We start from the raw sequence: 12,198 nt of genomic DNA, 5'->3' as shown, positions 1-12,198 counted from the left end.
TATCGACGACCTGCTTGACAGACTTGAAGGCCACTACCGCCGGCAGTCGTCCTCTAGGTATGAAGCCCCGGACTGGAATCTCACGGTGACCGGCTCGGCGACTGCTTGGCGACGACTCTTCATGGAATTTTCCCAGATGCGCGGTTCAGATTCCGACCGTGCCCACAAAGGCACTCTTCGTCTCAAACGGTTGCTCGACGCAGGCCTCGTAGACACAGGCGCAGCGCTGGCTGCCCTCGAACTCATCAACCAGTACGATCTGGACAGGGCCACGGACACGTTCATCGCAGAAGTGACGGACAGCACGGACGGCGAGTAGCCAACTCGTCCTGTCTTGGTCTCTGTCGGTTTGTGCTTCCCTCGGGGCTGGAGTTTAAATACGATGACGAACGCAACCAAGCGTGTGACTGACCGAAATCCTGAGTACGATCCCGCGGATATCCTCGGTGCCGCGAGTTCCGACCCTGAAACGAGAGGGAACGGACGGGAACGAGTCCTCGAATCCACTAAGTATCCCGACCGTACAGAGGATGATGCTCGCACCTGTAGAACCTGCGGACAGGACATTCCACAGGATGAACGCCAGTGTCCGTTCTGTGCTCAAACCGGCGTCTCCGAGACTTCGTTCGACGATCAGGATAGCAGCCCACTTGGAGAGTGGACGTTCGGGCGGGTTATTCTGGCACTTGTCGAAGCGAACACTGACTTCCATGCACGAGCCCTCGGCGCTGCGGCCTTCTCCGTGTCTGATGGCATCGCGAGCGGCGAAGACACCTCCCATGGAACCGTGAAGTGTCGAGCAGCATTTGGAACCGAGCCAGCCGCCACTCTCACGAAGGGCTGGCCCGACCTGCCAACCGAAGCCACGATCGACGAGGAACCCGGACAGGCGCTTCTAGAAACAGCCGACGAACAGACCAACTGGGACGGGGATGGGGACGACGTCCAGCCACGGATCTATCTCGAGGACGGGTCGCCAGTCACCGACCGCTCGGAGTTCCAGCAGCTCACGGATGAGTTCCGAGAGGCTGATGGGACGTACTGGCTCATTCCCGGTGTCGTGCAGCGCCATCAGGCAAGAGCCGAACCGGAGATAATTGGAATCGGGTTCCACTGTCGCCAGTGTGGCGCCGTGACGGGACACGAATCGCACGGACTCGATGGCTTCGAGTGCCACTCACATCTTGACCGGCTGATCTGGACCTGCAGGGAGTGTGGGCAGCACCGACACGAGCTCGACCAAGAGGATGACACGGCGGACGTCACGGACTACGAGCATCTTCCCGACGGCGTCTCACCGGAGGATATCCACGGCGACGAGCCAGACTTCCAGGAACAAGAATTTCAGGACCAGATCAGTGCCTATCGCGAGCGGAATGGCTTCTTCCCGTGGGAGCGGTAGTCCTCAGTTGAAATCGCAGTCAATCCGGCAGTAGTCGATCTAAAACGACACTCGTCCCGTCTTCGGTCCGGGGCACTGTATTCTCCAGCAAGTGCTCATCATTTTCGTCGACGTCGAGAATACCGGGTTCGACGAGACGGGGACCATCCTCCCGTTCGGCGGTGAGGGTCAGGCACAGCTGGCCGTAGACCTTCCCACCAGCAGCTGAGATTATACCGACTTCCTCGGGAAACGTGACGGTCGTCCAGCCATCGGGTTTCCGGACCCGCAACTCAGTCATCAGTTCTTCTTCTCTCAGCGAAACCCATCAGCACTCTGGCTGGCATACGAGATATTTTGTGTCTCTCTCGGAGCCAGAGGAGAGCATGAGTACGACAGAATCTTTGTTGATAGGGTATGGGAGTGTATCTTCAGTAGGGAGTGGTCATCCCCTGATCTCCATTATGCTGGATAAGTTAACTCAACGGAATGTATCAGTGCATCTGCGACAGACTGGGGTGCTCATCTACCCCAAAATTAATGTCTCTGGAGCATATCTTATGAACTGTATATGCTCAGTGGACATTTCGAGTCAGCGGGGGCGAGTATTGAGTATGGTGCAGCTGACTGTCTCTTTCCTGTCGATGAATTGGACGCGATAGTGCTCCAGCACCGAGATGCACAAATTGCACTCGACAACGCTGATGGGTCGGACGTCGTGGTCGTTGCTCCAACAAGCCTTGCCACCAGTTACGCCCTCACTCAGCACACGCTCACTGCGATCCCTGTAGAGAGCCTTTCTACTGCGGTTCGGACACAAGTCGCTGACGCACTTGCGACTTCTGTCGATGGGTTTGAATTGATCCAGATCGGTAAGTGGAATACTGATAGTCAGAATCACTCACTTGCGGAATTCAAAAGCGCCTGAAACATTGCCTCGGACGACGTACGGGTGGCCTCGAATTCCAAGGTATAGGAAGGTGCTGAGCACTACGTTTCCTGAATGCATGAGTCACCGACACCTCTCACCGGGAACCGTGACACTCGAAGAACATTCGTTGTTGACGAAGTCGGCTGATACATCAATGGCTGAGTCTACAGTCGCGAAGTGAGTACACAATACGCACCGCGCTGAAGGCTATCTTCATAGAAGTGGAACCTCCTTACGTGGGTGGCCGAGCGAGCTTGAGAGCGCATACCCACAAGCGGAGCGACGGATAATCCTAGTTCCGAAGCCTGATAGAGACCCCGCATATGACCTAACCGAAACGGTTCGTTTATGTCTTCACCACATTCCGAAACCAGATTTGACAGCTTCAGTGATGCTCATGCTTTCTTTCTTTTCAGTTACATCATCTGACTGTTCTTCGTCTTTCGATTGTTCCGCCTTCAGTTCAGTCCCACACTCCGAGCAAAAATTATTTTCTTCGGGGTTTTTTGTGCGGCACTCTTGACAGACATAGATGATATCAGGGCTTCTATCGGGACGCAACAAGAGATAGATCACAATCCCCGGAATCCCAGAGATAAACGTAATTGCTCCCCAAAACCTACCGCTAAGCCCTCTATCGGAGGCATCTCCAGCAACAAACACCGCTAATATAGACTGGATTGTTAATCCAACTACTGCATAGACTATGAGACTCGTCATAACTCACATATGACTTATCTGACGTAATAGTTTGTGGTCTTACAATAGTCTATCATGAACTCTTTTGAAGGCTGACCCTTTTGTCGTCACGGCGACGCCCACGGAGGACGGGTGACAGTCCACAGGGACGACAGGTTTGATCCACCCGACCATGCAGTGACGGAACGATTGCTCCAGAGGACGCTGTCCCACGGATGGCGGGACCGGTCTCTCGGGGGGCGATATCAAGAATACCGAGTTCGACGAGACGGGGACCATCCTCCCGTTCGGCGGTGAGAGTCAGGCACAGCTGGCCGTCGACCTTCCCACCGACAACCGAGATCGTCGCAACTTCATCGGGAAACGTGACGGTCGTCCAGCCATCGGGTTTCCGGACCCGCAATTCGGGCATCAGTTCTTCTTCTCTCGGCGAAAAGCATCAGCGCTCTGGCTGGGGTACGAGCCATTTTGTGTCTCCCTTTGGGCCGGAGGAGATCATGAGTACCACAGCGCCTTCCTTCGAGGAGTATGACTTCGACCGCGGCGACCACGTCCGAACCGACTGGACCGACGGAGACGGCCCACTCGATGCAGTCGTCGGAACCGTTACAGAAATTTCGCGTTCCGGCGGCAACGTGATCGTCTCTGTCGAGGCTGACGACGACCAGTATCCCGACCGCTCGATCTACGGCGGCACACACGATTGCGCTCCCGAGTGGGTCGAGACAATAGAGCAATCCTAGTCTGACAGCAAGGGAACTCGCCCGTATTTTGTGAGCCTCTACCGGGCGAGAGGCGTTCCAGAGAGAGCGTCTTGACTACCAGCTATGTCGAAAAAACACGCGATCCAGACCAAGTTGAAGGGCTACGTCGTCATGACTCAGAGCGGGCCAGACAGCCTCGGCTTTGGCACGTACACACGCACCCATCCTTCATATCTGAAAGAGCGCGTTGAGGCGCATCAGTCACCAGCAGCCGGCGTCGTGGTCAACGTCAAGCGAGCACGCCACATCGCTCGCGAGTACCACGGCTGGGATTTACCAGACGAAAGCGAGCTCCGTCACCAAGCGATGGCGGGCGATGCGTGATGTCCAGTGACTCGTCCCAGTATATGACCTGCAGAACCGACGAGTGCGACGCGCCGATCTTCGACGCCGAGCGCATCGCGTCTGTCGACGGAGAGTACGGGCCCTGCATGGCTGTCGGGCGTCACGCCGGCGTCTGTTCGAGCGGCCATCTCTCTGTCTGGGACGTCGCTGAGGCCTGAGTCCCATCGAGTGCGTACTCGTACTGGAAGCAATTTTGTGTCCCCCGAGAGGGTGAGGGGTTTCCCGAACATGAGCACCGAACAGCAGTCCGTCGACGAACAGTCTCCAGACACCGAAGCCGACGACCGACCGGACATTCGTGCCCAGCACCGCCAGGCACAGACGAGTGGCGAGGTTTTTGCGGGGCGTCCACGGGGTGAGAGGTAGATGTGTTGTCCCGACTGCCGCCGGCCACGGTCAGCGTCGGCGTGTGTCGACAAACGCTACTACGTCAATGGGGTGGCTTCCGACCCGATCCCGTGGGGCGAGGGCAGCCAGTATCTCACGTACAAGCTACAAGTCCTCCAGAGCGACGAACGGGCCGTTACCGTCGACCCCGAACGGTGGCGCGACCAGTCGTGTCCTGCGTGTGGCGTCGAGCACGGCGAGATACATCATCGGTTGTGCGACTACGAGGAGTGCCCCGCGTGTGGCGAGCTGTTGCTACTGTGTTCTTGCGTCGTCGAGATTGAAGTCGTTGCATCATCCGGCGTGAAGGGCCGTCTCAAGCAGTCCCTCGCTCGTCTCCTGTAGACGCCAGCTTCTAGAGCGGGCTCGATGTCAGACGGACCTCGTGTAGCGTACTTTTGTGTGCGCCGACGAGGGTGCCGGCGTCACACTGACTGCAGTGCGTGGAGCGCCGGCAGGTCACGATCTACCAATGCATATGCTCATCTACGCGCTCGTTGAGGCATCGACAGCAGACGCAGCACTCGCCGCTGGCAAAGGCGTTTTCGACACCCTAGTCGGCGTCGACAGGCACTCAAACGCAGTGTTCGACTACTACGTCACGTTCGACGAGAGTTCCACCGTCGCAGGCAAATCCCGGTGGGGCGAGCGTCCGACCGCGGCTCCGGTCGACTCCGAGGCCGGCCAAGAACTCCTTGGGGATGGCTGGGAGACAACGAAGTCAGCGTTCGAGCGTAATCTCCAGACGGTCAAAGACGCCCTCGACGAGCTTTCAGACGAGGAGATCATGCGCGACAAAGACCTCGCTCGATGTGCGTTCCAGAGAGTCGGAGCCGCCAAGGGTCCAGAGATTGCACTGTACGGGGAACACGGATGCGGGATTCGCGATCGGACGCAGCTTGACCGGCTTCTGGACGAGAGTGATAACCTCTGGATCGTCCCCGCCGACGTTCACTTCTGAGGGAGAGCTGCGGCAGTCAGTTTTCGTCGAACCCGATTTTGTGTGTCCCTGGCGGGTGAGGAACACGAATGTCGGAGACTCCTGATTCATGCCCGAACGAGGATTGCGACGCAGATATTGTCAAGACCGAGACTGTCGACGTCGAGGCAGACCCACGGGCTCGTGACCCGCGCACCGAGCCTGTCGTCACCTGCGCGGAGGGCCACCAGCAAGTCATGTAGAATCGCTGGTCTGCGTTTCCGAGTAGTGACGACGCGCACGTTAATCGCGCGCGGTTGGAGACGAGAGGGACACGACTGCACTCGCGCTGGCAGTCGGTCCCTTGCAGCGTGGGGCAGACGGCCGGGCGAAGCAGACGGATGCCTGATGGATAGCAGCGTGGAGCAGACGGCCGGGCGAAGCAGAGGTATGACTGGTGGATAGCAGCGTGGGGCTGGCAGGCGGGCTGAGAGCGCGAGAGACGAGCGTGTGTCAGCGTAGGACTGACGGCCGGCAGACACGGGTGGCTGGCTGGTGTGACGCCTGCTCGCCGGGCAGCCGCCGCTGGGCGGCACGCTCGCTCTTGCCGGAGCCGGTACGTGGACCGAAGGCGGACAGAGAGGGTGCAGGTGGGATTCGTCTCGTGTGTGACGGGCAGGGGATTCTGGCACTGCTGGGCCTAGAGTCGAGTCGTGTGGCACTCGTGACGGTGTCAAGGGAGCCGACGGTTCGGATGACGGGACTCGTGGGACCACTGGTGGCGAGACTCGTTGCCCTGACGTCGGCGGCACGACTAACCTCGGGGGGACCACTGGCTTCGACGGGACTACTCCAAACAACATCACGACGGCGAACTCGGTGTCGGACCAGCACACCTTGAAAGCCCCACGCCGCTGGCGGTCGCTCAGCGACATATCCTCACTACGTTCGGATAGGGGTCGCTGACCCGACTACAACAAACGCCAGCGGCGTGCCCCTTTCAGTCCCACCCGACTGCTACGGCACAGCACAGCAGAATCGAACGCACGCGTCGGAGTCGCGCGCGATCCGGCTGAAGAACCCTCGCGGCCGGCGCTCCCTCGCCGGAACGAGGACGGGCACTGCGTGCCCTGTGTTCCGGGCTGCTCACTGGCGTTGCGCTGCCGGGCTTTCACCCATCCGGCACTCGCTTGGCCGCGCGGGATGCTGGCTCACCGCACCCGCACACGATGGGACCGCCTGCCGGGGTGTCAACCACCTACGGTCTTTATATACTATTCTCCCTCGAAACTTGAAACACAAGACGCCGCTTAGAAACCACTCAGACACCCGAATATTGCACTTGAAACAATCCAAATGGTCCGTTATCTTTAAGTAGCCTGCACCCATGCCTTTACGTACGGAAAGACACGACGCACGCGGCGCTGGCAGGGCAGTTTCACGCCGCAGAAATCGGGTGTTAGAGCACCCGACAAGTGTCTTTCCGTCGGTTGGAGAAAGACAATGTACGCTAGCAATTCCAGCGGTAAGAAAGCATCGGCAAGCAACCAGACGGTTTCCCTTTCGGCCCACGTCGAGGGTGGCCCCGAACAGCTTCTAGAGGCGGTCGCAGAGACGGAAAACGGCGACGAACTCGATTTCAGGATGAATCGGGGGAGCGATAGCCGTGGCAACTTCTACGCCCGGCAGGAGGAGGCATACGACTGGACGCGCTCGACCGAGGTTGGCCCGGACCGGCGCTTTGGCGAAACGCTAGAACAGCAGGAAGAACGCCACGGACGCGAAGCCGAGCAAGCCCGACACTCCGAGGTCGCACGCGCTCACGTCGACGGTGCCGACCGCGAAGCCTCGGCTCGCCAGCTCACCGACGCCGAAACCGAACGGGCTGACGGGTTCCGCTCACCGGCTGACCCTCGGCAATGGATGGACCGCGATACGCTGGCACGAGTCAACCAGCAGGCCGCGACGCTGGCAGACAAGACCAGTCTATCGCAGGCGGCGGCAAGCCGCCGACTTGCAGCCCTTGTGTCCGGGCAGATGGGCGACTGTAACAGCCTGTATGAGGCTTCCTTCACCGTCTTGGACGAGGCCCAGAACGACCTGCAAGTACCCACGCCTATCGACGAGGTGAGTCCCTACGGCTACGGGTGTACGGTTGAAGGCGAAGTCACGCACATCATTGAGGAGCCAGACGCCCGCAATCAGTATCAGGTCCTCTATATCGAAGACGACGAGGGCACGAGCGCGAAGGTCACGGTCTGGGGCAAGTCCATGCACGGCGGCGAGATGGTGCGCACCTTGCATGAAGGCGACAGAGTTCGGATTTCCGGGGGCAAGCCCGACGAGTACAACGGTATCAAGACGGTGGCGGTCACGAGCGACACCCTCATGTGTGTCATCGAGCGCGGCGACGGTCCCGCGCCTACCGGACACGGGAGTAGTATGTTCGGCTCCTCGGGCGATAGCCCGGCGGTGGCGTCGTGGGAGGCCGAGTCAGACACCCATCAGTGGGCCAACGAGCGGGACACTGACCGCGCGGTCGCCGTGACGCTCGGGAAGGCCCGCTGTCCAGAGTGTTCGGACCTGTTCGACACTGAGCATGGGGCCGCCACTCATCAGGGTCTCGTCCACTCCGCAGACTAACGCCCGGTAGCGAGGGCGTCCCCCACTGAGCGGGGGCTTCCTCGGGCGGTGCGACGGTGCTCGCGCACGCGGCCTCGCCGCCTCCGGCACAGCGGGCGGCGGCGAGACAACCGCGCGCACGGACTGGCACGCCACCGCACCAGCGCGTCAACGTGGGTCAGTCTGGTGGGGGCTGTGAGCGGGCTGGTGTTCTGGTGTGTGCGTGAGCGTGGGCCAGCCGGCCCGGGAGCAACTGGGGCTGAGTGGCTGGTGGGTCGCGACAGCGCGCGACGCCGACGGAACGCTCCGCTCGGCGCTATCGCGCGCCTCGCGGCGGTCCATCGTGCCTGCGGTAGCGGGCGCGATCCCGGCCTGCCGCCGGGAGGGAGACGGGAACCGCTCTTGCCGGTGAGTGGAGGGCTACTTCTCCTAACCAACACAGTCGGCGCAGTCTGGGGTGCTGTTGGTTAGTCGGTGTCTGGGCCCGGTATCCCGGATAGACACCCCTCGATTTTGTGTGGCCGCAGGCAGGTGGCGGCCAGACAGGGCCGCCGGGAGGTGATATCTCAAATGGGCGAAATTCGCTGTCCGCGCTGCAAGAAGACGTTCGTCATGGAACTGAACGAGACCCGGTTCCGTGCAGGGTCGTTCTACGATGATGACAGAGACCAGTCCTTCGACCAGTTGTGTGAAGAGTGTCACCGTGAGGTAGTGAAGTAGCGCTGGTCAGACTACTCCCCATTTTTTTCGGAAAGTGGATCTGGAACGTGTCCCCAGTCCATCGTCACGAGTGCCTCTCGTTCATCTGTTTTCGTGTCTTCTTCGAACAGGACTCCCCGAATCGTTTCTCGATCACTATGATAGTGGATGACCGCGTCGTATCCATATCGGTTCTCCGACCCGGCTGGATACCAGTGGTTCACGCGGACCTCAAACTCGCGATCTTCCCACGTCTCAATCTCGACTGACCGCGGTGCATCGAGTTCTCGCCGAGCGATGTCGATCACTTCGTCGACGACCGGCCCGATCGTTTCGATGCTCGGAATCTGACGCTGGTCGGATGGCTGTTGCTCTGGAGAAAGGTGTGGCTGTGACATGAGAACGGTGCGATTCAGACTTGACCGTCATCGCTCAAAAAGCTCTGGGTCGGGGTGGCTCCAGCTGGCACACGTCGAGGTACTGGTCCCACGGAGTTCCGGATGTATCGCAAGCGTGGGTCTGCCGGCCGGGGCGCAACTGGGGCTGGGTGGCTGGTGGACCGTCCCAGCGCGCGACGCCACTGACAGACTCGCGATGCTCGTCTGTCGTGTCCTCGTTCACTCTCGCTCACTCGGACGACGGGGCGCTGCGCTCGGCGCGGTCGCGCGCCTCACGCCGGTCCAATCGTGCCTGCAGTAGCGGGCGCGATCCCCGCCGGGAATCGGACAGTCCCCGGCTGAATGCCACACTAAATTACGGTACTGAGAAGATACGAAAACAAGGCGCGTTATACTTGTTGGGAATCGGATACAAAGCTCCGGACAAGGTGGTGTGGTCGCCGGCCAGTGGCTGCCGGGTTGTGCGCCACGAGGGCCGAAGCGAGCGAGGGTCAAGCGTGGGTCTGCCAGCGCTGGCTCAACTCGAGTGTGGTCGTGATCGGCGTGGCCCTGGACGTCGGTGGCCGGCGACGTGTGTGGCACAGCGTAATCGTATGATGCTCGGTGGGGCTGGCTCGCCATGTGTAGTCCCAATCGGACTCTGGGGTGTGGGGTGAGATATGTCTGTTCTCCAATAGTTATGGCCGGGGGCTGAATGGGCGGGTTTTACTCTATCTGAGTTCCGTCACTCGTCACCGGCGATTATATTCTATTTCTTATGCATCGCTGTTTCCAGCGCCTGCCTCACGACTGAATCACTGGGGGACAAGATAAAGAGTGTAACTAATCGGGGGTAACCGGTGAATTATACCCACGCCGTCTTGCGATTTGGGTTTGTGTCAGTCGGGGGTGGTGATTCACTGACGGTGATTCAAACCGGGTGAAAACCGCCGCCGTCTTGCGATTTCAACGATATAATGGTAGCAATAAAGGTAAGTGTCGAAATTTGATAGAATGGGAGATAGGCGTTCTTGCAATCCACTCTTACCAGCGGCGTAGAGAGAATTACAGTCGCAGAACAGCACAAAAGTATTAGATATTCTATACAGGGGAACGAGTTCACAACGGCGGGTTACATGAACTCAGATACGTCGCGCTCCTCCTCTCTTGACTCAGTTTCATCCCGCCCCTCAGTCTCGTTTGAGTCTCCCTCTGCATCTGATTCAGTAGGTGATTCACCGCCTTCCTGCTCGGCAGATTCCGTCCCACCTATGCTGGAGTCTGGGTCCGACTCAGAGAAGAGTCCCCCAGTGTTGTCGTCGGACTGCTGGTCGTGATCGCCACCGTCATACTCACCTTCTTCATCTGATAATTTCGGGTGGTCTGTGTCCGGAGACGTGACGGCAGTGTTTGCTGTTGTCTGGTCGAGTGGATCGTCCGACTCGTCGACGTCCAACCCGTCTGTCGCGTCGGCGGTTGGCTCGACTTCGGGGTCACGATTTACCCCACTCTCTCTGGACTCATCGCCGTCAGTCTCACCAACTGACCCACGGAGTACATCGTCGAGTCGCGCCCGAGTGAACGAGAACCAGCTGTCACTCTCTATGTCGGTATCATCCTCAGTGGGCTCCGGTTCCGAACTGTCCGGCGACTCCGCGCCCTGCGCCGGGAGGCTGTCGCGAACGTCAGCCAGTTCGTAGGACTGGCCGTGGACCCACGTCGTTCGTGAGACGGCAACGCACTCACCGGGCTGGAAGTCTCGGAGCAGACCAGACGTGACCGGCGTTTTGTCCTTCTCTTTGTACGTGTCCCGAGCCTGCGTTCGTGGGTTCTCGCCGCGCCCCTGATGACTCATCGACACCATCTCCGACCGGTCGTACTGACGGCTCTCGCCAAGTTCGTCGAGGATGAAGTCCGTCGACTCGCTGTCACCCGGCCCGAAGTAAACGCCTTGCGGGCAGTTGCCGACAATCCCAGAGATCGTACTGTACGTGTCTTTGAGCTGGCCGATTGTTTGCACGCCGACTAGTGCCCGAGCCTTGTGCTTTCGGCCTCGGGCCGTCAGGTTCGTTACTTGAGTAAGTGCCGGCAGCGCGTCAATCTCGTCGAGGATATGGACCGTCGGGTTTGAAGAATTCATCGCGTAGCGGATCGACCAGTCTACGAGCAGTTGGTACATCGGCCCGAGCGTTTCCAGTTCCGTCGGGTTCGAGTCGATGATGAGGACTCGCCCTTCCGGGTTCTCGATGCACTCTTGCAGGGAGAACTCCCCGTAGTCTCGGAAGTCACCGGTGAAGACAGGATCGACGTTCTCCTTGATCGTCTGGTAGACGTTCTGTGCGCCTTTGCCCTTGTCAGGGTCGATATGACCCGAATCCAGCCGGTCGAACTCGTCCAGTGCCTTCTTGAGCGCGATGTGGCCCTCGTTGAGTAGTGAGACGATATCGGCGTGACAGAGCGCGTGACGGCGACTGTTCTTTTTCGCGCTGAGATGCAGGTACATCAGCATCTCCGCGAAAGTCTGTTTTGCAGGCCGATGGAATGGGTCGTGGCCGTCGGCTTCGCCGAAGATCGCGCCGGCGACCTCGCGGAAGTCTGACTCTGAATCGGCGTCCTTGAACAGATTCCAGACTACGTCGCTATCTTCGTGGCGGATGCGCTGAACCTCAAAGCCTAGTTCCTCATAGAATGCTTGGAAGTCTTCGCCGGTATCGTGAGCGATGACTGCCGTGTTACTGTAGTATGGGAACTGGTAGGCCAGCAGCTTCATCATCGACGTCTTCCCGCTCCCGGTTTCCCCTACGACGGCTGTGGAGACATCCTGATCGAGCGTGAACGGCATCTCAGCCTCTTCGTGTTCGTGAGAGACCTCTTCGAGCGGGACAACGGACTCTCCGTCGTCGTGGTCCCACTGGTTCATCGCGAGCATTTCCGGCGACGTTCGGCGGAGCAGTTCCCCGGAGAACACGATACCGATTGAGATGGCATACAGGATTACGGTGGTCGAGTACGAGACCATCGGCAGCGATAGCCCGGGCACGGTGAAGTCAGCGAATAGTGTTCCGACCGAGATG

Annotated in this window: 17 protein-coding genes and 1 pseudogene; 14 read left to right on the top strand and 4 right to left on the bottom strand. The window is 59.3% G+C overall.

What is annotated here, in order from left to right; translation table 11 throughout:
- Positions 1–319: pseudogene (locus ACYJ11_RS21225) on the top strand (hypothetical protein); the annotation flags it as partial.
- A gap of 63 nt (positions 320–382) precedes the next feature.
- Positions 383–1,402: a hypothetical protein gene (locus tag ACYJ11_RS21220; protein ID WP_461649371.1), complete on the top strand. Its 1,020-nt coding sequence runs from the start codon at positions 383–385 to the stop codon at positions 1,400–1,402.
- A 19-nt stretch (positions 1,403–1,421) separates the two neighbouring features.
- Here the strand turns inward: ACYJ11_RS21220 and ACYJ11_RS21215 are convergent, their stop codons facing one another.
- Positions 1,422–1,682: a hypothetical protein gene (locus ACYJ11_RS21215; protein WP_461649370.1), complete on the bottom strand. Its 261-nt coding sequence runs from the start codon at positions 1,680–1,682 to the stop codon at positions 1,422–1,424.
- Between the two features lie 270 nt (positions 1,683–1,952).
- Between ACYJ11_RS21215 and ACYJ11_RS21210 the strand changes: the two genes are divergently transcribed.
- The gene (locus ACYJ11_RS21210) at positions 1,953–2,309 is read left to right on the top strand and encodes a hypothetical protein (RefSeq protein WP_442905048.1); all 357 of its coding nucleotides are present in this window, start codon (positions 1,953–1,955) and stop codon (positions 2,307–2,309) included.
- Between the two features lie 357 nt (positions 2,310–2,666).
- Here ACYJ11_RS21210 and ACYJ11_RS21205 read toward each other — a convergent pair whose 3' ends face one another.
- Entirely contained in the window at positions 2,667–3,032 is a 366-nt protein-coding gene (locus ACYJ11_RS21205) for a zinc-ribbon domain-containing protein (protein WP_461649369.1), read from the bottom strand.
- A gap of 476 nt (positions 3,033–3,508) precedes the next feature.
- On the opposite strand from ACYJ11_RS21205, the gene ACYJ11_RS21200 reads away from it, so the two are divergent.
- From ACYJ11_RS21200 to ACYJ11_RS21155, 10 genes are all read left to right on the top strand, one after another.
- Positions 3,509–3,754, top strand: coding sequence for a transcription termination/antitermination protein NusG (locus tag ACYJ11_RS21200; protein ID WP_064287819.1), 246 nt, complete (start codon positions 3,509–3,511; stop codon positions 3,752–3,754).
- Positions 3,755–3,838: 84 nt separating this feature from the next.
- Positions 3,839–4,099, top strand: coding sequence for a hypothetical protein (locus ACYJ11_RS21195; RefSeq protein WP_461649368.1), 261 nt, complete (start codon positions 3,839–3,841; stop codon positions 4,097–4,099).
- A 23-nt stretch (positions 4,100–4,122) separates the two neighbouring features.
- The gene (locus ACYJ11_RS21190; RefSeq protein WP_461649367.1) at positions 4,123–4,278 is read left to right on the top strand and encodes a hypothetical protein; all 156 of its coding nucleotides are present in this window, start codon (positions 4,123–4,125) and stop codon (positions 4,276–4,278) included.
- 70 nt (positions 4,279–4,348) lie between these two features.
- On the top strand, positions 4,349–4,486 hold the full coding sequence (locus tag ACYJ11_RS21185; protein ID WP_461649366.1) for a hypothetical protein: 138 nt from the start codon (positions 4,349–4,351) through the stop codon (positions 4,484–4,486).
- A complete protein-coding gene (locus tag ACYJ11_RS21180; protein ID WP_049942741.1) occupies positions 4,487–4,852 on the top strand; it encodes a hypothetical protein in 366 nt (121 codons plus the stop codon).
- A 127-nt stretch (positions 4,853–4,979) separates the two neighbouring features.
- Positions 4,980–5,468, top strand: a complete 489-nt coding sequence (locus tag ACYJ11_RS21175) for a hypothetical protein (protein WP_461649365.1) — start codon at positions 4,980–4,982, stop codon at positions 5,466–5,468.
- Positions 5,469–5,536: 68 nt separating this feature from the next.
- On the top strand, positions 5,537–5,689 hold the full coding sequence (locus tag ACYJ11_RS21170) for a hypothetical protein (RefSeq protein ID WP_155120731.1): 153 nt from the start codon (positions 5,537–5,539) through the stop codon (positions 5,687–5,689).
- Positions 5,690–6,929: 1,240 nt separating this feature from the next.
- Positions 6,930–8,069 carry an SOSS complex subunit B family protein gene (locus ACYJ11_RS21165; RefSeq protein WP_461649364.1) on the top strand — a complete coding sequence of 380 codons (1,140 nt, stop codon included), beginning with the start codon at positions 6,930–6,932 and terminating at the stop codon, positions 8,067–8,069.
- 202 nt (positions 8,070–8,271) lie between these two features.
- Positions 8,272–8,460: a hypothetical protein gene (locus ACYJ11_RS21160; RefSeq protein ID WP_461649363.1), complete on the top strand. Its 189-nt coding sequence runs from the start codon at positions 8,272–8,274 to the stop codon at positions 8,458–8,460.
- 158 nt (positions 8,461–8,618) lie between these two features.
- The gene (locus ACYJ11_RS21155) at positions 8,619–8,768 is read left to right on the top strand and encodes a hypothetical protein (protein WP_461649362.1); all 150 of its coding nucleotides are present in this window, start codon (positions 8,619–8,621) and stop codon (positions 8,766–8,768) included.
- 11 nt (positions 8,769–8,779) lie between these two features.
- Here ACYJ11_RS21155 and ACYJ11_RS21150 read toward each other — a convergent pair whose 3' ends face one another.
- Positions 8,780–9,145, bottom strand: coding sequence for a hypothetical protein (locus ACYJ11_RS21150; protein WP_461649361.1), 366 nt, complete (start codon positions 9,143–9,145; stop codon positions 8,780–8,782).
- A gap of 115 nt (positions 9,146–9,260) precedes the next feature.
- Here ACYJ11_RS21150 and ACYJ11_RS21145 point away from each other — a divergent pair, with 115 nt between their 5' ends.
- Positions 9,261–9,446 (top strand): hypothetical protein, encoded by a 186-nt coding sequence (locus ACYJ11_RS21145; RefSeq protein WP_461649360.1) that lies wholly within the window; start codon positions 9,261–9,263, stop codon positions 9,444–9,446.
- 810 nt (positions 9,447–10,256) lie between these two features.
- Here the strand turns inward: ACYJ11_RS21145 and ACYJ11_RS21140 are convergent.
- On the bottom strand, positions 10,257–12,198 hold a 1,942-nt coding region (locus tag ACYJ11_RS21140; RefSeq protein WP_461649359.1), incomplete at its 5' end, for a type IV secretory system conjugative DNA transfer family protein.

This window comes from Haloarcula sp. H-GB5 (genome assembly GCF_054850705.1).
This window is presented reverse-complemented; position numbering and strand designations above follow the sequence as displayed.

Excerpts from the sequence above, each read along its gene's own strand:
- ACYJ11_RS21200 (WP_064287819.1), top strand. The coding sequence starts at position 3,509 with ATGAGTACCACAGCGCCTTCCTTCGAGGAGTATGACTTCGACCGCGGC.
- ACYJ11_RS21210 (WP_442905048.1), top strand. The coding sequence starts at position 1,953 with ATGCTCAGTGGACATTTCGAGTCAGCGGGGGCGAGTATTGAGTATGGT.
- ACYJ11_RS21185 (WP_461649366.1), top strand. The coding sequence starts at position 4,349 with ATGAGCACCGAACAGCAGTCCGTCGACGAACAGTCTCCAGACACCGAA.
- ACYJ11_RS21180 (WP_049942741.1), top strand. The coding sequence starts at position 4,487 with ATGTGTTGTCCCGACTGCCGCCGGCCACGGTCAGCGTCGGCGTGTGTC.
- ACYJ11_RS21170 (WP_155120731.1), top strand. The coding sequence starts at position 5,537 with ATGTCGGAGACTCCTGATTCATGCCCGAACGAGGATTGCGACGCAGAT.
- ACYJ11_RS21215 (WP_461649370.1), bottom strand. The coding sequence starts at position 1,682 with ATGACTGAGTTGCGGGTCCGGAAACCCGATGGCTGGACGACCGTCACG.
- ACYJ11_RS21205 (WP_461649369.1), bottom strand. The coding sequence starts at position 3,032 with ATGACGAGTCTCATAGTCTATGCAGTAGTTGGATTAACAATCCAGTCT.
- ACYJ11_RS21150 (WP_461649361.1), bottom strand. The coding sequence starts at position 9,145 with ATGTCACAGCCACACCTTTCTCCAGAGCAACAGCCATCCGACCAGCGT.
- ACYJ11_RS21190 (WP_461649367.1), top strand. The coding sequence starts at position 4,123 with ATGACCTGCAGAACCGACGAGTGCGACGCGCCGATCTTCGACGCCGAG.
- ACYJ11_RS21155 (WP_461649362.1), top strand. The coding sequence starts at position 8,619 with ATGGGCGAAATTCGCTGTCCGCGCTGCAAGAAGACGTTCGTCATGGAA.
- ACYJ11_RS21175 (WP_461649365.1), top strand. The coding sequence starts at position 4,980 with ATGCATATGCTCATCTACGCGCTCGTTGAGGCATCGACAGCAGACGCA.
- ACYJ11_RS21195 (WP_461649368.1), top strand. The coding sequence starts at position 3,839 with ATGTCGAAAAAACACGCGATCCAGACCAAGTTGAAGGGCTACGTCGTC.
- ACYJ11_RS21220 (WP_461649371.1), top strand. The coding sequence starts at position 383 with ATGACGAACGCAACCAAGCGTGTGACTGACCGAAATCCTGAGTACGAT.
- ACYJ11_RS21165 (WP_461649364.1), top strand. The coding sequence starts at position 6,930 with ATGTACGCTAGCAATTCCAGCGGTAAGAAAGCATCGGCAAGCAACCAG.